22 protein-coding genes are annotated in these 22,652 nt (G+C 60.6%); 9 read left to right on the top strand and 13 right to left on the bottom strand.

Annotated elements, in window-relative coordinates; genetic code table 11:
• Positions 1-4: 4 nt before the first annotated feature.
• The 3 genes from AC1D17_RS07550 to cobT all read right to left on the bottom strand — a co-directional run bounded on the left by AC1D17_RS07550 (position 5) and on the right by cobT (position 3,152).
• The gene (locus tag AC1D17_RS07550; RefSeq protein WP_477564791.1) at positions 5-1,024 is read right to left on the bottom strand and encodes an iron ABC transporter substrate-binding protein; all 1,020 of its coding nucleotides are present in this window, start codon (positions 1,022-1,024) and stop codon (positions 5-7) included.
• A 163-nt stretch (positions 1,025-1,187) separates the two neighbouring features.
• Positions 1,188-1,577 (bottom strand): diacylglycerol kinase, encoded by a 390-nt coding sequence (locus tag AC1D17_RS07545; RefSeq protein WP_477564790.1) that lies wholly within the window; start codon positions 1,575-1,577, stop codon positions 1,188-1,190.
• 558 nt (positions 1,578-2,135) lie between these two features.
• Positions 2,136-3,152 (bottom strand): nicotinate-nucleotide--dimethylbenzimidazole phosphoribosyltransferase, encoded by a 1,017-nt coding sequence (cobT, locus tag AC1D17_RS07540; RefSeq protein WP_477564789.1) that lies wholly within the window; start codon positions 3,150-3,152, stop codon positions 2,136-2,138.
• Between the two features lie 184 nt (positions 3,153-3,336).
• Here cobT and AC1D17_RS07535 point away from each other — a divergent pair, with 184 nt between their 5' ends.
• The 5 genes from AC1D17_RS07535 (at position 3,337) to AC1D17_RS07515 (ending at position 6,845) form a co-directional block, all read left to right on the top strand.
• Positions 3,337-4,125, top strand: coding sequence for an adenosylcobinamide-GDP ribazoletransferase (locus AC1D17_RS07535; protein ID WP_477564788.1), 789 nt, complete (start codon positions 3,337-3,339; stop codon positions 4,123-4,125).
• A gap of 48 nt (positions 4,126-4,173) precedes the next feature.
• Complete coding sequence (locus tag AC1D17_RS07530) at positions 4,174-4,398, top strand: DUF1289 domain-containing protein (protein WP_477564787.1); 225 nt, start codon at positions 4,174-4,176, stop codon at positions 4,396-4,398.
• Positions 4,395-5,096, top strand: a complete 702-nt coding sequence (locus AC1D17_RS07525) for a TIGR02281 family clan AA aspartic protease (RefSeq protein ID WP_477564786.1) — start codon at positions 4,395-4,397, stop codon at positions 5,094-5,096. The genes AC1D17_RS07530 and AC1D17_RS07525 overlap by 4 nt, the downstream gene beginning before the upstream one ends.
• A gap of 21 nt (positions 5,097-5,117) precedes the next feature.
• Positions 5,118-5,600: a hypothetical protein gene (locus AC1D17_RS07520; protein WP_477564785.1), complete on the top strand. Its 483-nt coding sequence runs from the start codon at positions 5,118-5,120 to the stop codon at positions 5,598-5,600.
• A gap of 105 nt (positions 5,601-5,705) precedes the next feature.
• Positions 5,706-6,845 carry a glycosyltransferase gene (locus tag AC1D17_RS07515; RefSeq protein WP_477564784.1) on the top strand — a complete coding sequence of 380 codons (1,140 nt, stop codon included), beginning with the start codon at positions 5,706-5,708 and terminating at the stop codon, positions 6,843-6,845.
• A gap of 111 nt (positions 6,846-6,956) precedes the next feature.
• Here the strand turns inward: AC1D17_RS07515 and AC1D17_RS07510 are convergent, their stop codons facing one another.
• Together AC1D17_RS07510 and AC1D17_RS07505 are read right to left on the bottom strand one after the other, a co-directional pair.
• On the bottom strand, positions 6,957-7,718 hold the full coding sequence (locus AC1D17_RS07510; protein ID WP_477564783.1) for an ABC transporter permease: 762 nt from the start codon (positions 7,716-7,718) through the stop codon (positions 6,957-6,959).
• Entirely contained in the window at positions 7,715-8,641 is a 927-nt protein-coding gene (locus AC1D17_RS07505; RefSeq protein ID WP_477564782.1) for an ABC transporter ATP-binding protein, read from the bottom strand. The genes AC1D17_RS07510 and AC1D17_RS07505 overlap by 4 nt, the downstream gene beginning before the upstream one ends.
• Positions 8,642-8,877: 236 nt before the next feature.
• Here AC1D17_RS07505 and AC1D17_RS07500 point away from each other — a divergent pair, with 236 nt between their 5' ends.
• Entirely contained in the window at positions 8,878-9,966 is a 1,089-nt protein-coding gene (locus AC1D17_RS07500) for a cyclic nucleotide-gated ion channel (RefSeq protein ID WP_477564781.1), read from the top strand.
• Positions 9,967-10,216: 250 nt separating this feature from the next.
• Here the strand turns inward: AC1D17_RS07500 and AC1D17_RS07495 are convergent, their stop codons facing one another.
• The 5 genes from AC1D17_RS07495 to AC1D17_RS07475 form a co-directional block, all read right to left on the bottom strand.
• A complete protein-coding gene (locus AC1D17_RS07495; protein ID WP_477564780.1) occupies positions 10,217-11,512 on the bottom strand; it encodes an extensin-like domain-containing protein in 1,296 nt (431 codons plus the stop codon).
• Positions 11,513-11,732: 220 nt separating this feature from the next.
• A complete protein-coding gene (locus tag AC1D17_RS07490) occupies positions 11,733-12,176 on the bottom strand; it encodes a DUF488 domain-containing protein (protein ID WP_477564779.1) in 444 nt (147 codons plus the stop codon).
• A 39-nt stretch (positions 12,177-12,215) separates the two neighbouring features.
• Positions 12,216-12,617, bottom strand: a complete 402-nt coding sequence (locus AC1D17_RS07485) for a VOC family protein (protein WP_477564778.1) — start codon at positions 12,615-12,617, stop codon at positions 12,216-12,218.
• Between the two features lie 160 nt (positions 12,618-12,777).
• Complete coding sequence (locus AC1D17_RS07480; protein ID WP_477564978.1) at positions 12,778-13,593, bottom strand: endonuclease/exonuclease/phosphatase family protein; 816 nt, start codon at positions 13,591-13,593, stop codon at positions 12,778-12,780.
• Between the two features lie 62 nt (positions 13,594-13,655).
• On the bottom strand, positions 13,656-14,603 hold the full coding sequence (locus AC1D17_RS07475) for a LysR family transcriptional regulator (RefSeq protein ID WP_477564777.1): 948 nt from the start codon (positions 14,601-14,603) through the stop codon (positions 13,656-13,658).
• A gap of 240 nt (positions 14,604-14,843) precedes the next feature.
• On the opposite strand from AC1D17_RS07475, the gene AC1D17_RS07470 reads away from it, so the two are divergent.
• Complete coding sequence (locus tag AC1D17_RS07470; protein WP_477564776.1) at positions 14,844-16,628, top strand: acyclic terpene utilization AtuA family protein; 1,785 nt, start codon at positions 14,844-14,846, stop codon at positions 16,626-16,628.
• Positions 16,629-16,789: 161 nt separating this feature from the next.
• On the opposite strand, the gene AC1D17_RS07465 is transcribed toward AC1D17_RS07470, so the two are convergent.
• Together AC1D17_RS07465 and AC1D17_RS07460 are read right to left on the bottom strand one after the other, a co-directional pair.
• Positions 16,790-17,389 (bottom strand): Kazal-type serine protease inhibitor domain-containing protein, encoded by a 600-nt coding sequence (locus AC1D17_RS07465; protein ID WP_477564775.1) that lies wholly within the window; start codon positions 17,387-17,389, stop codon positions 16,790-16,792.
• Between the two features lie 299 nt (positions 17,390-17,688).
• Positions 17,689-19,503 (bottom strand): methyl-accepting chemotaxis protein, encoded by a 1,815-nt coding sequence (locus AC1D17_RS07460; protein ID WP_477564774.1) that lies wholly within the window; start codon positions 19,501-19,503, stop codon positions 17,689-17,691.
• 202 nt (positions 19,504-19,705) lie between these two features.
• Here AC1D17_RS07460 and AC1D17_RS07455 point away from each other — a divergent pair, with 202 nt between their 5' ends.
• Together AC1D17_RS07455 and AC1D17_RS07450 are read left to right on the top strand one after the other, a co-directional pair.
• Positions 19,706-20,086, top strand: coding sequence for an acyl-CoA thioesterase (locus tag AC1D17_RS07455; RefSeq protein WP_477564773.1), 381 nt, complete (start codon positions 19,706-19,708; stop codon positions 20,084-20,086).
• Positions 20,087-20,160: 74 nt separating this feature from the next.
• Positions 20,161-20,694 (top strand): hypothetical protein, encoded by a 534-nt coding sequence (locus tag AC1D17_RS07450; protein WP_477564977.1) that lies wholly within the window; start codon positions 20,161-20,163, stop codon positions 20,692-20,694.
• 55 nt (positions 20,695-20,749) lie between these two features.
• Here AC1D17_RS07450 and AC1D17_RS07445 read toward each other — a convergent pair whose 3' ends face one another.
• Positions 20,750-22,582, bottom strand: a complete 1,833-nt coding sequence (locus AC1D17_RS07445; protein ID WP_477564772.1) for a patatin-like phospholipase family protein — start codon at positions 22,580-22,582, stop codon at positions 20,750-20,752.
• Positions 22,583-22,652 lie beyond the last annotated feature (70 nt).

Below are 22,652 nucleotides of genomic sequence, written 5' to 3'. Positions count from 1 at the left end.
CCTATCACAGCAGACCGGCTGCCGTCATCAGGTCTGTGACTTTTGCGCTGTTGAGTGTTGCCGGATCGACCTTCGGATATTGCAGGTCGCTCAACGCCGGAAGGGCTTTGTTGGAAGCCTCTCCGTTGCCGACGGCATATTCGAACGAGGTGCCATCACGCAGGACAGCCTGTCCGCCCTTGCCGGTCAGCCAGGCCAGGAACTTCTGGGCATTTTCCTTGTGCTGGCTGGAAGCAAGCACGCCGCCACCGGAAATGCTGACGAACGCGCCCGGATCTTCGTTCTTGAAGAAGTGCAGCGCGACATTCTTGCTGTTCTCGCCGGTCTTCGCCTGATCGCCGAAATAGTAGTAGTGATAGATCACCGCACCTTCGACTTCACCGGCATTGACGGCCTTCATCGCGGTCGAGTTGCCCTTGTAGGCGGTGAAATTTTCCTTCATCGACTTCAGCCAGGATGCCGTCGCCTCTTCCCCCTTCAGAGAGAGGAGTGCGCTGACGATCGCCTGGAAGTCGGCGCCCGACGGCGAAGCGGCCCAGCGGCCCTTCCAGCTCGGATCGGCCAGATCGAGCATCGACTTCGGCAGCTTGTCCCCGGTCAGCTTGGTCTTGTCATAGGCAAACACGGTCGAGCGCGCGGCAACGCCGATCCAATGCCCGTTCGACGGGCGGAAATTTTCGGGCACCTGTGCCAGCGTATCGGCGGCGACCGGTTCGAACAGCCCGGCGCCATCGACCAGCGACATGGCCGGTGAATTTTCCGTCAGGAACACATCGGCCGGCGAGGCGGCCCCTTCCTGGACGATCTGGTTGGCGAATTCCATGTCGCTGCCCTTGCGCAGCGTCACCTTGATGCCGGTTTCCTTGGTGAAGGCTTCGGCCCAGGCGACGCCGAGGCTCTCGTGCTGGGCGTTATAGACGACGATGCCGATATCTTCCTGAGCCAGGGCAACGGTCGCACCTGTGCTGGCGAAAAGGGCAGCGAACGCCAGAGCGCCTGCTGAACCTGTGAAGGAAATTGTCATGGAAACCTCTCCGAATTGTCTGCGGACCATCCTGTCCGGCGGACCCGGTATATAATCATGATGTTTCGCGTCAAGTTTTAATGACGCCGGGACAACCGGAATCCGCTCACATAAATTTGACGAACCCGGAGGGATTATAGTTGCAGCCTGTCGGCTTCAGGCGTCAAACGCTGAAAAAATGCGAGAAAATCACGACATAGGCGACATAGCCGCCATTGGCGAGGATCATGCACAGGCAGGCGAGCGAGCCGAGATCCTTGGCATTCTTGCCCATCTCGGAAATTTCCGGCGAAACGCGATCGACAATTTCCTCGATCGCCGTGTTCAGCGCCTCGAATGCGATCATCAACAGAAACAGCACGAACGCCGCTACATATTGGAAGAAGGTTGCGCCAGTAATGGCAAACGCGATCATCGCAACAACAAACGCGCCGAGTTCATGGCGAAAAGCCGCTTCGCCAAGCAGCCGCTTGGCGCCGCCAAAAGAATAGGTCGCGGCCGCAAAGAAATGCCGGATCCCCGTCAGCTTTTTCACCGGCTTCCCGCTGGTCATTCGACGATAGTCCCCGTTCAGATACATGCTCGCTCCGTACTCTGCAAAATGCCGCAAGGAACACGCGATACTGACATCAGCCTGAATGCGCCGTGAACACGGGCGCGCAATCATCAAATGGATCGCCGCTTCGCAATAGGGGAGAAGCCACGGCCTATCAAGCCCCGGCATTACGCTCTGAGGCTGGCAAGGCCCGCAACTGATACCAAGTCTCGATGATAGGAACCTATAGGACCGGCTCGATCGGGCTTACTGGCTAGGAGAGGTCCGCAGAGCGATGCTTGCGCATCGGTCAAGGACCTCGACGACGCCAGAAAGCCCGAGAAGCCGGCCGAAGGTGGCTTATGGCCGGTCTCCGGCGTTGTTGCGATACTTGTCCGATGCGCAAGCATCGCCCTGCGCATCGCGCCTAGCCGGAGATCGGCCATAAGCCATCCTATAGGTTCCTATCATCGAGACTTGGTATAACGGTATCGGCAAAAGATCGCCTTTTGGGCACGCATCTTTGCGAGACTGGAATGCACGCGCCTTGCTAGCCCGACAGCAAGAGGACGGCGGTCAGCTCTTGTTGCTGACGCCGGCCTGCGCGAACGTCGCCATGCCCGTATGGCACGCCGCCGCCGCCTTGACGATACCGGCGGCGAGTGCTGCCCCCGTGCCTTCGCCAAGTCGCATGCCGAGTGCCAAAAGCGGCGTCTTGCCGAGCATCTCGATCGCCTTCATGTGGCCGGGCTCTGCCGAGACATGACCGATCAGGCAATGATCGAGCGCTGCCGGATTGGCGGCCTTGAGGATCGCGGCGGCCGTTGTCGCAACGTAGCCATCGATGATCACGGGGATTTTTTGCATGCGCGCTGCCAGGATCGCACCCGCCATCGCGGCGATCTCGCGGCCGCCGAGGCGGCGCAGAACCTCGAAAGGATCGGAGAGATGGTCGCTATGCAGCGTCACTGCCTTTTCGACGGCAGCGATCTTGCGGGCCAGAACCTCGCCCTGCGATCCGGTGCCGGGACCGACCCAGTCTTGCGCAGTTCCGCCATAGAGCGCCAGGTTGATTGCGGCGGCGATCGTCGTGTTGCCGATGCCCATTTCGCCGATGCACAAAAGATCCGTGCCGCCGGCAACCGCCTCCATGCCGAAGGCCATGGTGGCGGCACAATCGCGCTCCGACAGGGCCGCCTCTTCGGTGATATCGGCGGTCGGATAGTCGAGCGCCAGATCGAATACTTTCAGGCCAAGATCATGGCTGACGCAGATTTGGTTGATGGCGGCGCCGCCGGCTGCGAAATTCTCGACCATCTGCGCCGTCACCGATGGCGGAAACGGCGTGACACCCTGTTTGGTGACGCCGTGATTGCCGGCAAAGATCGCCACCAGCGGCCGGTTGACGGCGGGCGCCCTGCCCGTCCAGGCCGCCAGCCAGAAGGCGATCTCCTCAAGGCGGCCAAGCGCGCCCGGCGGCTTCGTCAGTTGTGCGTCGCGCTCGCGCGCTGCCACCAAAGCGGCGCTGTCGGGGCCCGGCAGGTTACGCAGCAATTCACGGAAATCGTCGAACGGCAGGCCGCTGGCGCTCATAGTGCAAATCCTTGTGTCGTCTCTTTTGTATCGTCGCCAGCGAAGCCAGGCCTCGCAAGGGTGCTTCCTCATAAAGCGCGGCGACAAATCCGGCAACGGCATTTGCGCCGGTTCGTGTCGCCGTCGCATGATCGCCATGAAAACACTGATTCGCGGGGGCGGATCGGCATGGGGGATACACCAGATGTTCGACATCCGCGATTTCATCGATGACGTGGCACGCTCGGTCGCGTTCCTCAGCCGCATCCACATGCCACAGCGCCATTTCGTCAATTTCGACGGCCGTCTCAGCCGCGCCGTGCGTGCCTTTCCGCTAGCCGGGCTGTTGATCGTGCTACCGGCCGGCGCCATCGTCTCGGTGTTCACCGCCCTTCAGGTCTCACCGCTGTTCACTGCGTTCGTCGCCGTGGCGGTCCAGGCGCTGCTCACCGGCGCCTTGCACGAAGACGGTCTCAGCGACACCGCGGACGGGCTGGGTGGCGGCAAGACCAAGGAAAAGGCGCTTGTTATCATGAAGGACAGCCGCATCGGCTCCTATGGCGCAGTTGCCCTCATTCTGTCTTTCGGCCTCAGGGTTTCCGCACTTGCAGCCGTCCTGCCGCTGGTGTCGCCGACGGGCGCTGGATTGCTGGTGCTTGCGGCAGCCACGCTCAGCCGCACGGCAATGGTCTGGCACTGGTCGAAGCTGCCCCCTGCCCGCCAGGATGGCGTCGCCGCGTCTGCCGGCGAACCGCAGGCCTCGGCAGTCACCTTTGCGCTTGTTTTCGGAGTCGTGTCGGCAGCCCTTCTGCTGCTTTGGTCAGGCGCATCGCTGCTTGCCGCCGTTTTGGCAATCTCAGCCTTTGCAGCAACGGTCCCGACCTTCAGCGCAATCGTCAACGGCAAGATCGGCGGCCATACCGGCGACACAATCGGCGCCACACAACAGTTGACCGAAATCGCCGTTTTCGCCGCCCTTGCGCTAGCTATTTGAAACGACGATATAAGTCTGAACCACTGCTTGCCGGATTGTCGCGCCTCTATGGAAACACCCTGTATTCTCGTCTGTTCGATCGACATGAAAACCGGATATTGCTTCGGCTGCGGCCGCACGCGCGACGAGATCGGCGCCTGGACGCTCTACACGTCGGAGGAGCGCCGCGACATCATGGATAGCCTGCCGGCGCGGCTGGAAACAGTCGAGCGTAAACCGCGCCGCGAAACGCGCCGCACCCGCATGGCGCGCGAAAGAGTGGGCGGCGAATGACCAGGCTGACCATTCTTCTGGGCATCCTTGCCGCCGGCCTTGTCTTTCTTATCCTCAATCACGACAGCGGCCGCACCCTCGGCATCGTCAATGACGATTTCGGCCGCCTCGTCATGCTGGGCGCCATCGCTGCGATGTTCGCCAGCGGCATCGTGCACAGCCGCCGTCACATCGGCCAGAGCCTGCGCCAGTTCGGCATCTGGGTGCTGATCATTCTCGTTCTCGTGTCGGGCTATCTCTATCGCACCGACCTGCAGTCCTTCGGCAACCGGCTGGCCGCAGGCCTCGTCCCCGGCCGCGCTGCCGTTTTCACCGACAATGAAGGCATTCAGGAAGTCGTGCTGCACAAGGTTTTGAACGGCCATTTCGAAACGCCGGTCACCGTCAACGGCGCCACCGTCCGGATGCTGGTCGACACGGGTGCCAGCCGCATTGCGCTGTCCTTTGAGGATGCCGAAACGCTTGGCCTCAACCCAGCCAGCCTCGCCTATACCCAGATGGTCTCGACCGCCAACGGCGAATCCCGCGCGGCGCCCGTTACCCTCGCAGAAGTATCGATCGGCCCGATCGTCCGCAACGACATCAAGGCCATGGTCGCTGAAGAGGGCAAGCTCGACCAAAGCCTGCTCGGCATGAGCTTCCTGTCGACGCTGGATTTCCTGCAGATGCAGACGGATGAGTTGAGATTGAGGGATTAACAGGAAAAACGGAGGGCGTGCATGAACCGGCTGTTGCAATCGGTGCTGATCGTTGCGGCTGCAACGCTACCCGCCGTCACCGCATATGCTGACGAGCCCGTATTTCACGGGCGGTGGCAGCAGGTGGATTCAAATGCCGGCCGATGTGAAGCCTGCCTCATCGCCATCGTCAGGCACGGGGAGATTCTGACGGTAACGGCCAACAACGGCTGGTCGGCCGTCATGCAGGCCGATCGCCGCGGACATATGCTGCTTGCTGCCGGAGCTGGCCAATGGCGAGACAAAACATCCGCCGTCTACAGCAACGCCCCCTTCGACCTCGGATTTGTCCGCAAAGACGAACAGCTCCATATGCTGATGATGGTCAAATCGAATGACGGGTCGACCAATGCAATCAGGGCCGTTTTCAGCCGTCCCATGCCCGAAATCGACAAACGAAGAGGCTGGCCGCCAGTGTCGAGGGCCGGCTTTTCAAACCTCTCGCACCCCGGCGAACCTCGCTAGGGCGCCCGCCTGTCATCCGCGTGTCATATGACAATGATGTTGCTGGATCGCAAAGCTGCTGCGGCGGATTCGTCGTGAAGCGGCGATGCGAGCAAGGAACAGTGCATGATCATCGCGTTTGCCGCTGCGGCCGCAATCCTCGTCTTGGTCAATCTTCTCAGCATCATCATCGCCGGCTGGCGAATGGTGCGAAGCGGGAAACCGGCTCCGTTGGTCAAGGAACGGCCGCCGGTCTCGATCGTCGTGCCCGCCCGCGGCATCGAACCGTTCGCCGTCGAGACGCTCGCGCACGCCTTCGCGCTCGACTGGCCCGACTACGAGCTGATCTTTTGCGTCGTCGATCCGCGCGATCCGGTTGTTGCCGAGATGCGCAAGGCGATGGCCGCAAATCCCGGCATTCCCACGCGCATCCTGACCGGCGACGACCGGATCAGCGCCAATCCGAAGCTCAACAACTGCGTGAAGGGCTGGAAGGCCGCCCGGCACGACTGGGTGATCCTCGCCGATTCCAACGTGCTGATGCCGAAGGACTACGTGGCTCACCTTATGGCGGGCTGGCACGAGAACACAGGTCTCGTGTGCTCGACGCCGATCGGCGCGCGGCCGGAAGGTTTCTGGGCCGAGGTCGAATGCATGTTCCTGAACACGCTGCAGGCCCGCTGGCAATATGCTGGCGAAGCATTGGGGTTCGGATTCGCGCAGGGAAAGAGCATGCTATGGTTCCGGCCGCTACTCGACTGCAATGGTGGCATCGAAGCGCTCGCCGCCGAGATCGCCGAGGATGCCGCCGCAACCAAGCTGGTCAATCGCCTGGGATACAAGGTCCATCTCGTTTCCTCTCCCTTCGACCAGCCGCTCGGCAGCCGCACCCGCCACGACGTGTGGTCGCGCCAGGCACGATGGGCACGCCTGCGCCGCGTCACCTTTCCGATGTATTTCGCACCGGAAATTTTGCTGGGCGCCATGCCGCCGCTGCTCTTCGCGGTCGCCGCCGCCGTTCTCGCAGGCGTCAATGCGCCTGAGATCGCCTTAGCCGTCGTCGCTGCAATCTATCTGCCGGAACTGGCACTTGGCCTTGCCAAGGGCTGGCGCGTATCACTCCTCTTCCTGCCCGCCATCCTCGTTCGCGACATCATGCTGCCGCTGGTCTGGATCAGAAGCTGGGGCAGCGGCGCCTTCGTCTGGCGCGGCAACGCCATGACGATCGACACGAAGGCATGCGAACTGGAAGAGGTGACGCAGTAGAATGGCGTTAGCCAATAGCCAGTAGCCAGTAGGCAGTCGGAAATGCGGTTACGACGGCCTCCCCAACCCTACTGCCTATTGGCTAACGCCTATTGCCTATTGTCTCCCCGACTAGTTCCGCAGCCGATACCCCGTCTTGAATATCCAGGTCAGCAATCCCATCAGCACCGCCAGGAACCCGATGATGATGACGAGGCTGATCACCGGATTGACGTCGGCGATCTCGAAGAAGCTCCAGCGGAAGCCGCTGATCAGGTAGAGCACCGGGTTGAAATGGCTGACGGCCTGCCAGAAGGGCGGCAGCATGTTGACCGAGTAGAAGCTGCCGCCAAGGAAGACCAGCGGCGGGATCACCAGCATCGGGATCAGGTTCAGCTGTTCAAAATCCTTGGCCCAGATGCCGATGATGAAGCCGAACAGGCTGAAGGTGACGGCCGTCAGCACGAAGAACAAAAGCATCACGAGGGGATGGGCGATCGAAAGATCGACGAACAGCGAGGCTGTCCCCAAGATGATGATGCCGATCATCATGCCCTTGGTCGCCGCCGCCCCGACATAGCCGAGCACAATCTCCGTCATCGACACCGGCGAGGACAGAAGCTCGTAGATCGTGCCGGTGAACTTTGGGAAATAGATGCCGAACGAGCCGTTGCCGATGCACTGCGTCAGCAATGTCAGCATGATCAGACCCGGCGTGATGAAGGCGCCATAGGAAACCCCGTCAATCTCCTGGATGCGCGATCCGACGGCGGCGCCGAAGACGATGAAATAGAGCGATGTCGAAATGACCGGCGAGACGACGCTCTGCAGCAGCGTGCGGCGCGTGCGGGCCATTTCGAAGAAATAGATCGACTTGATCGCTTCGAAATTCATGCGCGTGCTCCCACCAGTTCGACGAAAATGTCCTCAAGCGAACTCTGCCGCGTCGAGATGTCCTTCAGCCTGATCCCGGCTTCAGCAAGCGCCGTCAGGAGTGTCGTGATACCGGTGCGCTCGCCGGATGTGTCGTAGTCGTAGATCAGCGAATGACCGTCATCCTCGATCGTCAGCTCATAGCCGGACAGCGTTTCGGGGATGGCCGAGATCGGCTCCTGAAGATCGACCCGCAACTCCTTGCGTCCGAGCTTCTTCATCAGGTCCTTCTTGTCTTCGATCAAAAGGATCTTGCCGCCGTTGATGACGCCGACCCGGTCGGCGATCTCCTCGGCCTCTTCGATATAGTGCGTCGTCAGAATGATCGTCACGCCGGTTTCCCTGAGCTTCTCGACCACCTGCCACATGTCCTTGCGCAGATTGACATCGACGCCGGCCGTCGGCTCGTCGAGAAAGAGCACGCGCGGCTCATGCGAAAGCGCCTTGGCGATCAGCACCCGCCGCTTCATGCCGCCGGAAAGCTCGCGCAGCATGTTGTCCTTCTTGTCGTAGAGCGACAGATCCTTCAGCACCTTCTCGATATGGGCCGGGTCCGGCTTCTTGCCGTGCAGCCCGCGCGAAAAGGACACGGTGTTCCACACCGTCTCGAATTGGTCGGTCGTCAGTTCCTGCGGCACCAGCCCGATGATCGAGCGGGTGGCGCGAAAATCCTTGACGACGTCATGTCCACCGACCAGCACCGTGCCGCCGGTCGGATTGACGATGCCGCAGATGATCGAGATCAGCGTCGTCTTGCCGGCGCCGTTCGGCCCCAAAAGGGCGAGGATTTCACCCTCCTCGATATCGAGGCTGACGTCTTTCAGCGCCTGAAAGCCGGAAGCATAGGTCTTCACAAGATTGGAAACGGAAACGATGGGCGCCATGAAATGTGTTCCGGAAGGACAGGATGCGGAAAGAGATGCCCTATATGGGGTGTTCTGCCGAAAATTTCAGCTGCAAAATCGCAAAAAGACGAAAACAGACCGTCAACCGGTCGAACCACCCCTCAACTGGTGCATGAAAGCGAATCGAGACTTGGTCTTGCACCACCCCTTTGCGCTTGTACCAAAGGCATTCTATTGTCGCAACGGAGTGACGGCGCTGGGGCCTGGGGGATTGAATGCCGGCAATGCCTTTCTCGAGAATATCCGCGCCGCTCAACGTGCTCTTGGCCATCATGGGGCTCGTGGCAGTTGCAGCGCTCACCACGCCGGACATCGCTGAACCGGTCAGGTTCGCGCTGGAGATGCTGCTTGCCGGGATCTGGACGATCTACGGCCTGCAACTGATTGGAACCCTGGTCATCCGGCGGTCAACCCGCGACAGGATACCGGCAGTCGCCATCGACGTGCTGGCTGTCGTGGTTCCGCTCGCCGCCTTCCTGTTCATTGGTCGCCGCGACCAGAGCCTCTACTGCGCGATCTGGCTTTTGAAGCCTCTGCGCGAATCGACATTCTTCCGGCTGATGGCCCGGGTTATCTCCAACGAGAGGCGCAACCTGGCCGGCGTCACCTCGGTCTTCGGCATCATTTTGTTCGGCGCGTCGCTCGCAGCCTACCTGATCGAGCGCGATATCCAGCCCGACAGGTTCGGCAGCATGCCCCAGGCCATGTGGTGGGCGGTGACAACATTGTCGACCACCGGCTATGGCGATGAAATTCCGCAAAGTTTTGCAGGCCGCGTCCTTGGCGGGCTGGTGATGATGTGCGGCATCGGCATTTTTGCGCTCTGGGCCGGCATCCTCGCCACCGGGTTTTACGAGGAAGTCCGCCGCCAGGATTTTGTCCGCAACTGGCAGCTCGTCACCGCAGTGCCGCTGTTCCAGAAACTCGCCCCGGCCGCACTCGTCGAAGTCGTCCGGTCGCTGCGGCCGCGGACCGTGCCGGCCGGCGCCGTCATCTGCCGCAAGGGCGACAGGGGCGACCAGATGTATTTCATCGTCGAAGGCCGCGTGATCGTCCAGACACCGAACCCGATAGAGCTTGGTTCCGGCAGCTTCTTCGGCGAGATGGCGCTGATCAGCGGCTCGCCCCGCTCGGCCACCGTCAGCGCCGCGACCGAGGTGTCGCTGCTGTCGCTCTATTCGGTGGATTTCCAGATGCTTTCCAGCAGCAGCCCCGAGATCGCCGAGATCATCCGCAAGACCGCACTCGAACGGCGAAGCGTGACGCCGGAGGGCGGAAGTGCCGGTACAGCTGGCAAACCGTAGCTGGCAAACCGTATCTGCAAATCAGGCCTGCCCGCACAGGCGGCAAGGTCTCGGACGTTTTCCCCGTGCTGTCATGAAATGGTGATGGTCATCAGCCATTTTCGCGCCGTGGGGCACATATGTCGCTCGTGATTTGCAAGAACCCGCCCGCAGTCCCCTTCGGTGAGGTTCATTTTAGGCCGGCTCTTGCCGGCCATTTTTTTGCGCGCAGCCGGTACGCCGCCCTGCCTTTACAGCGCGGCGCCGTTTCTCAGTCGCAATGCCGGTAACCGGACTTGCGGTCTCTCAGATCAAAATGGAAATGGTCCTTGTGCTGCGGATCGCTGCCGGGGCCGAGCACGGTGTTGAAATATTTGCAGCTGTCGCTGCGCACCGCCTTCAGCAGGCCCTTTTCGCGGAAGGCGAAGAAGCCCGGCTTGCGCACATCGATCTCCTTGCCGGACTTCAAAACGAACTTGCCGACATCGATGGCATTGCCATGCGCATGCTCCGACATCGGGTTGCCGCGCTTGGAATTCATCGTCCGGCAGGAATAGCCGCCGAGCGGCTTGATGGTCTTGACGCCGGAGAGATAGCGGTAGCGGGCCGACGGCGCGAGCTCGTTCTTCACCCATTTGGCAAAGGCTTCCGTCACCTCGCAGTTGAGCTTGACCGCCGGTTTGATGTCGATGCCGCCGGAAAGCCCCGTCAGCTCGATCGGATAGTCGATGCCGCAGGCCCGGCCGTTGGAGATGCGCGGGATGTCGGTGAATTCGACCCTAAGCGTCTTCAGCCGCTGGCGGCAGGCCACTTCGGATGCGGGCATCCGCCCGGTGAAATCAGGCTCGGCATCGGTTTCAGACAGCGGATTTCCGGCACGCGGCAGGAAAGCCACCTGCTGCTCCTGCTGCGCCTGGCTCTTGCGCAACATCACGCGCTGCTGCTGATCGAGAAACTGCGCCTTGCGCGCCTCCTCGGCGGCGCGTTTTTCCGCGCTCAATGGCGGCAGGTCGGGATCATAGCCTGGGTCGGCCTCTGCCACCGGCATCTCCTGCGGCCCGCCAAGCTGCTGCACGCTGTCGCCGCCGATGCCGCCGACCACCGGCTGGCTGGCATTGCCCTCGGCAATCTCACGGTTCTGTTCTTCGGCAAGGCCGACAACGGGCGTCGATCCGGTTTCGACGCCCAGCATCGCATCCATGTTGACGCCTTCCGCGGGCACGGCCATCGGCTGGGCGCTGGCAATGGCGAGCGGCTGCGCTGCCGGTTCGCTGTCGATCATCGGCAGGCGCTCACGCGTTGCCTGCAGGCGCGGATCGGCCGGAATTGCATCGCCAGAGTTTTCAGGGTCGGAATTTTCGGAAAAGGTGCTGACCGGGGTGGCCGCCGCAGGATAGGGGTTTTCCCGCGAGCCGCGGGCGTGGCGGCTCACCGGTTCGATGGCGCTCACCCGGGCCGAGGAATCGATCCGGCCCGGCGGGCTCAGATCGTCTGTCGAGCAGGCTGCGAGCGACACAGACAGCACGAAGACTGCCGCCGGCCGCCGGAAAAGGGAAACATACGCCATACTCAATTGCCGCCTCTACCGATGGCGATGCATCAAAACGCATCACCCGCATTCGCCCGGTCCCCACGCAAAACCTGCGGGCCGCCTGTGTCGAAAGGCGGGCGCAGATCCAAAAAGACCGCAACTGAAGAGGATTTTATGCAAACAGGGTAAACGAAGGCTTTCGAAAGCATGACCGGTTATCGGTGTTACCCGTGCGCAAGGCGGGAAAACCGCCCCGTCAGAGATGCCGGACGGAGAGCTTGCCGCCCCATTTTCCGTTGAGATACTCGCACACCAGCTGGCGGTGGCATTGGTGCGGCAGCGCTTCGGAGCAAAGCAGGCAGCTGCCGGCAAAGGATTGAGGCTCAAGACGGCTCTCGATCTGCCGCTGCGCCATCAGGTTCATGAACCCATGGCGCAGCGTGTTCCAGTCGCCCTTCTCCTTCTTGAAGGACGTCAGGATATCCTCCGTCGGTGCCAGCAAGGGCTGATGCATATAATCGGCTCCGCAGAGCTCCTTCAGGAAATACGGCAAGTCCGCGGCTTTGGCGAAACCGGCAAGCTGCGAGGTGTTGTGAAGGCGGATATCGACAACCCGCTTCACGCCGGCCTGCCGGATACGGCCAAAAAAGTCCGCCGCGGTGCTTTGGGTAAACCCGATCGTGGTGACATCGATTTGCATCCGCAGCAGCTCCCATCCCCTCGCAGCCTGCCTGTCGCCTCAGGCAGCGCCCATGTCCATCCACATCAGTTCGAACACATGGCCGTCGGGGTCTTCGACGGCACGGTTATACATGAAACCGCTGTCCTCAGGCTTGCGAATATCGGCCTTGCCGCCAGCGGCAGCACCCGCTTCAGCCAGTCTGTCCACGCCTTCGCGGCTGTCGATCGACAAGGCAAGCAGCACCTCCGTCGTCCTGTGCGCGTCGGCAACCGGCTTTGGTGTGTAGGTGGCAAAATAATCGGATGTCGCCAGCTGGAACGTGATCGTCTCCGACCAGACCATGCTGGCCGAGCGGTGATCGCTGAACTGGTCGTTCTTCTCGCATCCGATCGCCTGATAGAAGCGGGTGGCAGCCGCCAGATCGGTCACCGGCAGGTTGATGAAAATCATCTTGGGCATTGCGTCTCCTTGAAGGTCCATTCGTGACACGGGCTCAAGCCCGTACCTCTACGACGAACGATCCAGGCGGCAATCGACACGCAGGGCGAAAAAAAATGCCGGCATCGGAAGATATTTCCGTTTGGAGATATGCGGCTGCCGTCCCTTATGCGGACCGCCCCTAGCGCATCTCCAAAAGCAGCGCCCGATGGTCGGAGACTTCCGGCTCTGCGGCCGCATCGAAGCGGAGAACCTCGACATCCGGCGTCACCAGCATGTAGTCGGCAAAACGCCCCGGCTTTTCATAGTAGGAGGTTCTGGTGTCGGTATGCCCGCGCGACGTGATCAGATCCGTCAATCCAAGTCCGGCCAAGGCCGCAAACATGCGGTTCTCAGGCAGAACGTTGAAATCGCCGCAGACGACCAGCCGCTCGCCACCATGCCAGACACGCCCGATCAGTTCGATCAACGCCTTCGTCTGCACGTCCCGCGCCGGCGTATCGCCCTTGCCGGCAATATCCCTTAGACCATGCATCTGTGCGATGCTGACCGGGTACCCGTCACCATGCCCGCCATCATGATTGAAGATGCGCAGGCAATGGGCGTTGCGGGCACGCGGATGCGGGCCCCAGCCTTTGGGTGAAAAGACGCCATGGACGAAATCCTGCGCCTGGGCGATGACGGTCAGGGACTTGCGCACGAAGGTCGCCAGCCCGAATTCGGACGGCACGGCCCTGTCGCCATCAAACAGATCCCCCCGCGCCGTCGGCGCAAAGAAACCATCGTGCCCCGGCAGGGCTGCACGGATTTCCTCGAACAGATTGGCCCGTTGCGGCAACTCGACGTCATGGTCGCGATAGATCAGCCAGTCGCAGGGGGTTGCAGGCGTGCGCGCCACCTCCTGCAGGCAGATCACATCCGCATTCACCTCAACAAGATAGCGCATCAGCGGCGCGTGGACCCGCCCGCCCCAGACATTCAGCGAAACAATACGCAGCACGATCAGTTCTCTCCAGCAGTTGTCAAAATCGACCGCAATCTGCGCCCCCGTGAAGAGTATCACCGTTGAGGCGGGGTCCGACGCGAACGCGGGGCCCTGGTGGGCGAAGCGAGGCCGTTCCCTGTGCTCTCCGGGGTGGCGCCAAGATCGTGATGCCGGATGGCGAGGATACCATCGATAATGGGGCTGCTATTATTATAGGCGAGCGCGATTTCGTAGTTCACCTTTGCGCCTTTGAGTTCCGCAAACACCACACCGGGGAGTGCCCTAGCCGATGATCGCGGGATCAGGGCGACCCCTACACCTGCAGCGACTAAACCAAGTGCAGTCTGGATCTGCCTCGCCCGCTGGGCAATCCGGGGAACAAAACCCGCTTTCATACATGCCTTTACGATCAGGTCGTGCAATGCCTGATGGATCGAAAATATGATCCATTCATCTGCCTCGAGATCAGAAAGTCGTATCTCTTGCAGAGTGGCGAGGCGATGCGTCGACGGAAGGGCAATAACCATCTTATCGATGAAGATTTTAGACAGTCTCACCTTGCCCGACTGAGTAATTGGAAGCGCGACTATGCCGGCATCGATCCGCCCTTCTTTCAAGTCTCGAAGCTGTTCGATTGTCGCTGCCTCCGTCAGATCAAGGTCGACCCTCGGAAAAATCAAACGTAGCGTGTGAACGATTTTTGGAAGTATGTGTCCTGCCGCGCTATCGACGAAAGAGAGGCGGAACACGGTCATCTTTCCATGTTCAGCTTCGCGGGCCAGTTGAATGGCCTTGGACAGTTGTTCAAGTGTACGGCGCGATTCCTCAAGGAAGACTTCGCCAGCATCGGTGAGACCGGAAATGCGATTGGTGCGATCAAGTAGGCGCACACCTATTTCATTTTCGATCTTCTTGATTGCCGCTGTCAGAGGCGGCTGCGCGATGCCGAGCCGTTCCGCTGCTTTTCGGAAATTAAGTTCCTCTGCTACCGCGATGAACTGGCGAAGCTGACGAACGTCCATTACCCAATCCTTGATATTCTGTAAGTATCATGCATAGCGCATAATAGTATTTTACATATGGCCTGTGAAAACCGCAAGGTCAGCGCATGGGCGCAAGACGCAGTAGAGCGAGATTGCCGCCCTCTATGTGGACCTCACGCCAGACGTGCGTGCGGCCGCGTCAACGCTGGATTGGATGAGGGCTGACCTTTCGGGAGAAGGACAAGCTTTTCAGCCGACATGCCCGAAGGAGGAAGCAACATGAGCAAGAGTGCCGTCAAAATCGCAAACATCTCAGGGTCAATTTTCGACCGTATAGGTAGCATGAAAATGCTTCTCTCGGAGACAAAGGCCGATGTGATCACCGGGGACTGGCTTTCCGAGATAAATCTCGCAACGCTCGCGCTTGAGATGCAGGCCGATCCATCTCTCGGATATGAGAGAGCATTCTATGACTGCCTGGCTCTTGCCCTCGACGAGGTCGTGAAGGGGAAAGTGCGGGTTGTATCGAATGCAGGTGGCCTCAATCCTAGCGCTCTGTGCACTTTGATTTCGCGGCTGGTTGAGGAACGGGGTTATAATTTACAGATTGCATACATAGACGGTGACAATCTTCAGGCAAGCTTCGCGGATCTGCGCACTGAGGGCAAGGAATTTCGCAATCTTGATACTGGTGCGCTCTTTCCCACACATCTCGAACCTGTCGCTGCAAATGCGTATCTCGGCGGTTGGGGTATCGCAGAGGCGCTGAAGCGCGGCGCGGACATCGTAATCACTGGACGAGTAACTGACGCAGCGCCAGTCATTGGGGCATCAGCGTGGTGGCATGGTTGGGAGCGGCAGGACTATGACGCCCTTGCCGGAGCCCTTGTCGCCGGCCATCTGATTGAGTGTAGTTGCTACGTCACCGGCGGAAACTTTCCCGGATTCAAGCACATAGGGAACCTGGCGTCGCTCGGTTACCCGATAGCTGAAATCAGCGCCGACGGCACTTCGGTGATCACGAAAGGTGACGAGAGCGATGGTGTCGTAACCAGCGAGACCGTCACCACGCAATTGCTTTATGAGCTTCAGGGACGATTTTACGTGAACCCTGACGTTACCGCCGATCTCGCGAAGATCGAGATTTCGAACATCGCAAAGAATCGCGTTAAGGTATCAAGCATTACCGGCATTGCTCCCCCCGCAACCGCCAAGGTCGGCGTCAGTTGCAAGGGCGGATACGCTGCGGAAGTACACTGGTTCTTGGTCGGCCTCGACATCCAACAGAAGCTAGAGATGATCCGGTTGCAGGCGGAGAGGATCCTCGACCCGACGAAATTCTTGCAACTGCGTTTTGACGCGTACGGATCGGTGCCGGATAATCCTAAAAGTCAGCGGGAGGCGACGGTCCACGTTCGGGTTTTCGCTCAGGCGAAGGACGAGGAAACGTTGTCACCGAACAACTTCCTGCGTGTGCTAATCAACAACACGATGCAGTCGTATCCAGGGGCGACATGCAACTATGACTTCCGCCTCGGTTATCCCAGGGAATTTATCGAATACTGGCCGACTTTGCTCGACACCAGAAAGGTTTCTCATCGGGTTCATTTGCAGGACGGCGAGATGATCGAGATTCTCCCGGCCTTTGAAACCGCAAGTGTGCAACAGGAATCGCACGACCCAGACGTTGAGTATGACGAGTTGAAGTACGGGGAACTTGTCGAGGCTCCGCTGGGGAGTATCGTTTTTGGTCGATCGGGAGACAAATTTACGAACTCGAACGTCGGGCTGTTCGTGCGCCACGACGACGAATGGGAATGGCTGCGGTCGTTCATGACCATCGGTCGCATGCGTGAACTTCTTGCGGATGACGATATCAACGGGGTGATCGAGCGGGTTGAGTTTCCTCGCATCCGAGCGGTTCATTTCCTGAATCGTGGGCTGCTAGGCAAAGGCGTTTCGAGTACCGGAGCGTACGATGCGCTCGGAAAAAATGTTGCGGAATATCTACGCTGCAAAAAAGTCCTTATCCCGAAGCTGTTCTTCGACCGGGGGCAGATTTGATGATGGGCCGCGTCTGTAGTTATTGAGCAGGTTCAAGCAGGGAGGTCTCTCAACTACAGTGTAGAACTCGTCCAGTCCTCCACCGGAGGTGGAGGTTTACTTTGAATGCAAGAAAACGAACCGCTCCCTTGGCAGCGGTTCGTTTGGCGGTTGAGCTCAGATCACTGGCAACTGCCGTTGCCAACAACGCGAAACCCCTGGGCCTGCGCCGTGCAGGCATTCGGGAATGTCTGTTCGCGGCGTCCCTGGCGGGCACAGACCGGCGCGAATTCGCGGGTGCAGGCCTGCGGCCGGCGATCCGGATCGCGCGGCGGACGCATGCCATCGTCGGGCCTGTCGTTGCCGCGCCTGCATTCGCCGCGGCCGATCACCCGGAACCCCCGAGCCTCTGCCATGCAGCCGTTCGCAAACGTCTGCTCGCGCCGCCCCTGACGGGCGCACACCGGTGCATATTCACGGGTGCAGACCTGCGGCCGGTCGCCGCCGAAATCGGGCCGCTCCGGACGGCATTCGCCACGGCCGGTGATGCGGTATCCGTCGGCGCGGGCCTGGCAGGCATTCCCGAAGGTTCGGCGATTGCCGCCGCGCTGCGCGCAGACCGGATTATATTCCATCGTGCACATTTGCGGGAACGAAGGTTCCGGCCGCGGCCTTGGCCGCCCGCCGGGCTCATCGACGACGACGGTGCAGGCCGTCAAGGCCCCCAGCGACAGTGCCGCCAGTGCGGCAATCCGGATCATAACGCGTTGAAACGGCCTCATTCAGTCCTCCCCATTGCGCATCTTCCAGCCATCGGCACGAGAAAACGCTGTAACACCTTGAATCACGGCTCCATTCTGGAGCGAAAGCCGCCACGGTCAAGCGCACTGCGCACATGTCCGGCAAGGAGCATTCAAATCTTCAGATAGTATTTTTGCGCGGTTTGCAACCATCCATCCACAGAACCAGACACAGGAAAAAGCCCGCGTCCCCTTGAGCTGCCGACCGAAGTTGGTGTCCAACTTTCGGGGGGCAGTTCATCGTCGAACGCGGGCAATCGGCCGTTCCACCTGTGGAGAGGTCAGGCGGCTCGGCTGTAGCTGGTCTGGTGGCTGTCGGCGGAAAGGCGGAAGGTCTGCAGCAGGCTTTTCAGCTCGCGGCTCTCCTGCGCCAGCGTCTGGCTGGCCGCGGTCGTCTCCTCGACCATCGCCGCATTCTGCTGGGTCATCTGATCCATGCTGTTGACCGCCGTGTTAACCTCCGCAAGCCCGGTTGCCTGTTCGCGGGCAGCCGTGGCGATCGAGGCCACATGCTCGTTCACCCGGTTGACCAGACCTTCGATTTCCATCAGCGCGTCGCCGGTCGAGCGCACCAGTGTCACCCCGGTCTCGACTTCGGTGGCGGAGGTGCGGATCAGCTCCTTGATCTCCTTGGCGGCACCGGCCGAGCGCTGCGCCAGTTCGCGCACTTCCTGCGCGACGACGGCAAATCCGCGTCCGGCGTCCCCCGCCCGCGCCGCCTCGACGCCGGCATTCAGCGCCAGGAGGTTGGTCTGGAAGGCGATCTCGTCGATGACGCCGATGATCTGGCTGATTTTGGTCGAAGAGCCTTCGATCCGGCTCATGGCCCCAATGGCATTGCGAACGATATCGCCGGACTTGGCAGCGCTTTCCTTGGTCTCGGTGACCATTTCACGGGCCTCTGCTGCCCGCTCGGAGGAGCTCTTGACTGTCGACGTGATCTGGTCGAGTGCCGCCGCCGTTTCTTCCAGCGCTGCCGCCTGCTGTTCGGTGCGGCGCGACAGGTTGTTGGCGGCTTGCGAAATATCGCCGGCACTTCCATAAACCACTTCGGTCGACTGGGTGATCGACTGGACAACGCCGCGCAGTGCCGTGACAGCCGTATTGAAATCCTCGCGCAGCTTGGAATATTCCGGAGCGATCCTTTCGATTTCTGCCGTCAGGTCGCCGCTGGCGAGTTTTTCCAGCGCGCTGCCGACCGTGCTCATGGCCTCGGCCTGGGTCTGCGCGTCCAGTTGCGCACGCTGTTCGTTGCTGCGCCGCTCGTCATCGAGCTGGCGCTGTTGGTCGGCTTCGCGGACCCGCAGGTCAATGCGCTCCTTGACGGAATCGCGCAGCACCGCCAGCACGTTGGCCATCTGGCCGATTTCGTCCTTGCGGTCGGTTTCGGGAATGGCGGACGAGACATCCTCATCGGCAATCGCCCGCATCGCGGTCTTCAGCCGCTCGACCGGCCCAACGACGCTGCGGACGATCGCAAGGGCTGCAAGCAGAATGACCAGCGCCGCAAGACCGCAGACCACCGCAACCTCGATCAGGCCTTCTGTGAACATCGCGGCCAGGTCGTCGGCATAGACGCCAGTGGCGACAATCCAGCCCCAGGGCGCAAAACCGGCCACATGCGAATATTTCAGCACCGGCTCCTCGGCGCCCGGCTTCGGCCAGTAATAATCGACGAACCCCTTGCCTTCGGCTCGAACTGTTTTGACAAACTCGACGTACATGTGCTTGCCGGTTATATCCTTGTTCTCGCTCTGGTCGGTGCCATCAAGCTCCGGCTTGATCGGATGCATGATCATCGCGCTCTTCATATCGGTGATAAGGAAATAGCCATTGTCCTGATAGCGCATCGCCCGGATCACCTCGATGGCGCGCGCCTGCGCATCCTTCTGCGACAGCGTGCCGGCCTGCTGCTGCTTGTAATAGGTATCGAGCACGCTCACCGCGTTCTCGTTCATCGCCGCCAGCATGGCCTTGCGCTGCGTCACCAGCTTGTCCTGCTCCTGAAACAGGCTCAGCGTCATCATGGCAGCCATCGTCAGCAGCACCAGTGCCACCAGCGCATAGAGACGCACGGAAATACGAAAATGTTTCATGCAACCAGTCCCCTGTTGTTTCTACAATCACACGATGATTACGGTAGATTTCTATTTTCTTAACAAGTGAAGCTAAAAACACTGAATTCGCCCGTCGCTCACCGCGCTTGCGCCGGAGCGCCATGCCCGGGGATATTTCCCGAAGGGGTCTTTTCCGATCCCGTGTCCTTGGGTTACATCGGATAAACGGAGATTATGGATCATGGCGAAACCGAACGGCGACCTCACCTTGCGCACCCTGGCCATGCCGGCCGACGCCAATGCCGCCGGCGATATTTTCGGCGGCTGGGTCATGGCGCAGATGGACCTGTCCTGCGGCATCCGCGCCGCCGAGCGGGCCCGCGGCCGCGTCGTCACCGCCGCCGTCAAGGAAATGGCCTTCGAAATGCCGGTGAAGATCGGCGACACGCTGTGCATCTATACTGACGTCATCAAGGTTGGCCGCACCTCGATGACGCTCAAGGTCGAGGCGTGGGCGCAACGCTACCTGTCGGACCGGATGGACAAGGTCACCGATGCCCTCTTCGTCATGGTGGCGCTGGACGAGGCCGGCCATCCGAAACCGGTGCCGCCTGAAGCCTGACATCCAAGGGGGCAGAAGCCGTGGACCAGCCCGTCGATCCGCAGATTTTCTCTCACATTCGCGTCGTCATGGGCATGGTCGTCAGCCTCTCGATGGCCCGCCTGCTGACGGGGCTGGCGCTGTTCGTCCAGCACCCCGGCAAGACCAGGATCTACTGGCTGCACCTCGGCTGGGTGCTGTTCATGTTCCTGTTCCTGATCTATTTCTGGTGGTGGGAGTACCGGCTGCATTCGGTGCCGGTGATCGATTTCAGCGTCTACCTCTTCGTCATCTCCTATTGCTGCATCTTCTACTTCCTCTGCGTCCTCCTGTTTCCCACCTCGATGGAGGACTACAGCGGCTATGAGCAGTATTTCATCTCGCGCCGCGCCTGGTTCTTCGGCTTCCTGGCGCTCGCCTATGCCGTCGATCTCGTCGATACCGCCGTCAAGGGCAAGGACTACTTCCTCTCCTATGGTGTGGAATATCCGCTGCGAAACGCAATCTATATCGCCCTTTGCATCGCCGCCGCCGTCACCGCCAACCGCCGTTTCCACGCCGTCTTCCTGATTGCCGGCCTGACCTACCAGGTCGTCTGGATTTTTCGCGCCTTTGATCTGCTGGATTGAGCGGCGGGAAAAACGCCATGCGGCCGGAATGCCGCCTTGAGGAATGACGCAGCCATCAACGCGCGGACCCCAGCACCGCTCGCAGCCCCGGATCATTCTCGCGGAGACGCTCTTCGATCCATCGGCTGGTCCAGTCGTAGGCGTCCGAAAACAGCTCGGAATGCCGGCTCCAGTCCATGAAGCCGATCATGTTGGAAACCTGTGGGCAGACCGAGACATCCTCGTCGCCAAGCGCGATGTCCTGCGGCCGGTGTGCCAGCATGCTCGCCGCGATAACCTGAAGCATGCTGGGGATCTTCGGCAAGCGGTCGCGACCGAAAGGGTTCAGCCAGGCGACGGCCAGTTCGGTAGCGCCGGGGATGCGGTCATAATCGATGTGGTATTTCTGCGGTGCATTCGACCCCAGGCTCACGACGACATTGGGGCCGGTCTTGAGTTCTTTCATCTGGTCCAACGGCAGATTGTTCATAATGGCGCCGTCCACCAGCATATCGCCATCGGCCGTAAAGAACGGCGGCAGAATACCCGGGATCGAGCCCGATGCCCGAACGGCCTGCCAGAGTTTTCCACGACGGTGGACATGGGGTTGACGGCTGCTCAGATTGGTCGAAAGGGCAAAGAACGGTAGCCAGAGATCCTCGATCAGAACATCGCTGTATTCCGACCGAAGCGCCTGATCGAAAACCTTATGATCCAGAAGTGCGAAATGCGGCACGGTGAGGCGGCGAAACGCCCGGCTCTTGATAAAGATGTCGTGCGTGCCCCGGTCGATCTGCTCTGCATCCAATCCGCTGGCGAAGCCGGCCATCATCGCCGCTCCGGAACTCGTGCCGCCGAGATAGTCGAAGCGAGCACCCGCCTCGACGAAAGCCTTGTAGACGCCCAGATGCACGCTGCCGAGGGACCCGCCACCCGCCGCCACGAAGCCCCGTGCCTTGCCGGAGATAAATCGGACCAGCCGCTCCATGTCAGCCCCGTCCTCCAGCGCCACATGATGATGCTGGCCAATATGAGGACGCTCATCAAGCCAAGCGGACGTACCGGAGACCGCCGTCGAGCGCGTATCATGAATGAGGACGAGCCGCCCGGCCGATGGTGAATGAACCGATAGCGCCAGTGCCTCGGAGGGATTCAGCCGAGGTGAACAGGATGCGTCGGCAAGCAAGAGGAAGGCATCGGCCTGGCGAATGCAGACGCGTGTCCAGTCATTCGCCTCTTCATCGGCAACATAGACGATGATTTCGGTTTCCGCCTCCAACTCATTCAACCAGTTCAAAACCGGCTGGTCGTCGACCGGAAGACCGGCGAACCGTGCGTGAATGTCAGCCCGGGCGACGAACCGGGAGAGCGTATCGGCGTCGAACGCCTCCTGCAGGCGCCGGATGAAGGCGGGTGAAATGCGGCTTCCGCCGGCGGGTATGATCGCAAGCGTCCGGATCCTGGCAGATTGCTTGAGGAGCACCGAACTTGGAGATTGCACCGCAAACCGGCGCGCCAGAAATGTCGTGACCGCCTGCCGCAGGCTCGGCAAGGCCTCGGCCGCCTTCTCGAAGTCGCTGCCGCGGATTTCAAGGACGATCGAATCGCGCGCGGCAAGGACGGTTGCCGTGCGCGGCAGTCCTGCGAAGAAACCGACCTCGCCGACGAGTTCGCCCTGTCCGATCCCGGCGACCGGGACCGCCGAATCTCCCTTGTGCACCGTAAAGCGACCCGACATGACGATGAAGAACCTGTCGGATGGATCGCCTTCGCGAACCAGAACCTCGCCACGTCGCAAGACCCGGCGGTCGGATTCGGCTGCCAAGGCCTCGAGCGCCACCGACGACGCCCGATCGAACATCAACGTCGCCGACAGCAGCCTCGCCGCAAGAGAATCGACGGAGGACATGTGAACCACCTCCTGGGCGCTCCGGTCTGACTGTGGTCTGTGCTGTTCATGTAAAGATCACTGAAAACCG

It is taken from the genome of Pararhizobium sp. P1_E7 (assembly GCF_056405855.1).
The sequence above is the reverse complement of the archived record's forward strand: the minus strand, read 5'-3'. Positions and strand labels throughout refer to the sequence as shown.

Excerpts from the sequence above, each read along its gene's own strand:
- AC1D17_RS07550 (WP_477564791.1), bottom strand. The coding sequence starts at position 1,024 with ATGACAATTTCCTTCACAGGTTCAGCAGGCGCTCTGGCGTTCGCTGCC.
- AC1D17_RS07545 (WP_477564790.1), bottom strand. The coding sequence starts at position 1,577 with ATGACCAGCGGGAAGCCGGTGAAAAAGCTGACGGGGATCCGGCATTTC.
- cobT (WP_477564789.1), bottom strand. The coding sequence starts at position 3,152 with ATGAGCGCCAGCGGCCTGCCGTTCGACGATTTCCGTGAATTGCTGCGT.
- AC1D17_RS07535 (WP_477564788.1), top strand. The coding sequence starts at position 3,337 with ATGTTCGACATCCGCGATTTCATCGATGACGTGGCACGCTCGGTCGCG.
- AC1D17_RS07530 (WP_477564787.1), top strand. The coding sequence starts at position 4,174 with ATGGAAACACCCTGTATTCTCGTCTGTTCGATCGACATGAAAACCGGA.
- AC1D17_RS07525 (WP_477564786.1), top strand. The coding sequence starts at position 4,395 with ATGACCAGGCTGACCATTCTTCTGGGCATCCTTGCCGCCGGCCTTGTC.
- AC1D17_RS07520 (WP_477564785.1), top strand. The coding sequence starts at position 5,118 with ATGAACCGGCTGTTGCAATCGGTGCTGATCGTTGCGGCTGCAACGCTA.
- AC1D17_RS07515 (WP_477564784.1), top strand. The coding sequence starts at position 5,706 with ATGATCATCGCGTTTGCCGCTGCGGCCGCAATCCTCGTCTTGGTCAAT.
- AC1D17_RS07510 (WP_477564783.1), bottom strand. The coding sequence starts at position 7,718 with ATGAATTTCGAAGCGATCAAGTCGATCTATTTCTTCGAAATGGCCCGC.
- AC1D17_RS07505 (WP_477564782.1), bottom strand. The coding sequence starts at position 8,641 with ATGGCGCCCATCGTTTCCGTTTCCAATCTTGTGAAGACCTATGCTTCC.
- AC1D17_RS07500 (WP_477564781.1), top strand. The coding sequence starts at position 8,878 with ATGCCGGCAATGCCTTTCTCGAGAATATCCGCGCCGCTCAACGTGCTC.
- AC1D17_RS07495 (WP_477564780.1), bottom strand. The coding sequence starts at position 11,512 with ATGGCGTATGTTTCCCTTTTCCGGCGGCCGGCGGCAGTCTTCGTGCTG.
- AC1D17_RS07490 (WP_477564779.1), bottom strand. The coding sequence starts at position 12,176 with ATGCAAATCGATGTCACCACGATCGGGTTTACCCAAAGCACCGCGGCG.
- AC1D17_RS07485 (WP_477564778.1), bottom strand. The coding sequence starts at position 12,617 with ATGCCCAAGATGATTTTCATCAACCTGCCGGTGACCGATCTGGCGGCT.
- AC1D17_RS07475 (WP_477564777.1), bottom strand. The coding sequence starts at position 14,603 with ATGGACGTTCGTCAGCTTCGCCAGTTCATCGCGGTAGCAGAGGAACTT.
- AC1D17_RS07470 (WP_477564776.1), top strand. The coding sequence starts at position 14,844 with ATGAGCAAGAGTGCCGTCAAAATCGCAAACATCTCAGGGTCAATTTTC.
- AC1D17_RS07465 (WP_477564775.1), bottom strand. The coding sequence starts at position 17,389 with ATGAGGCCGTTTCAACGCGTTATGATCCGGATTGCCGCACTGGCGGCA.
- AC1D17_RS07460 (WP_477564774.1), bottom strand. The coding sequence starts at position 19,503 with ATGAAACATTTTCGTATTTCCGTGCGTCTCTATGCGCTGGTGGCACTG.
- AC1D17_RS07455 (WP_477564773.1), top strand. The coding sequence starts at position 19,706 with ATGGCGAAACCGAACGGCGACCTCACCTTGCGCACCCTGGCCATGCCG.
- AC1D17_RS07450 (WP_477564977.1), top strand. The coding sequence starts at position 20,161 with ATGGTCGTCAGCCTCTCGATGGCCCGCCTGCTGACGGGGCTGGCGCTG.
- AC1D17_RS07445 (WP_477564772.1), bottom strand. The coding sequence starts at position 22,582 with ATGTCCTCCGTCGATTCTCTTGCGGCGAGGCTGCTGTCGGCGACGTTG.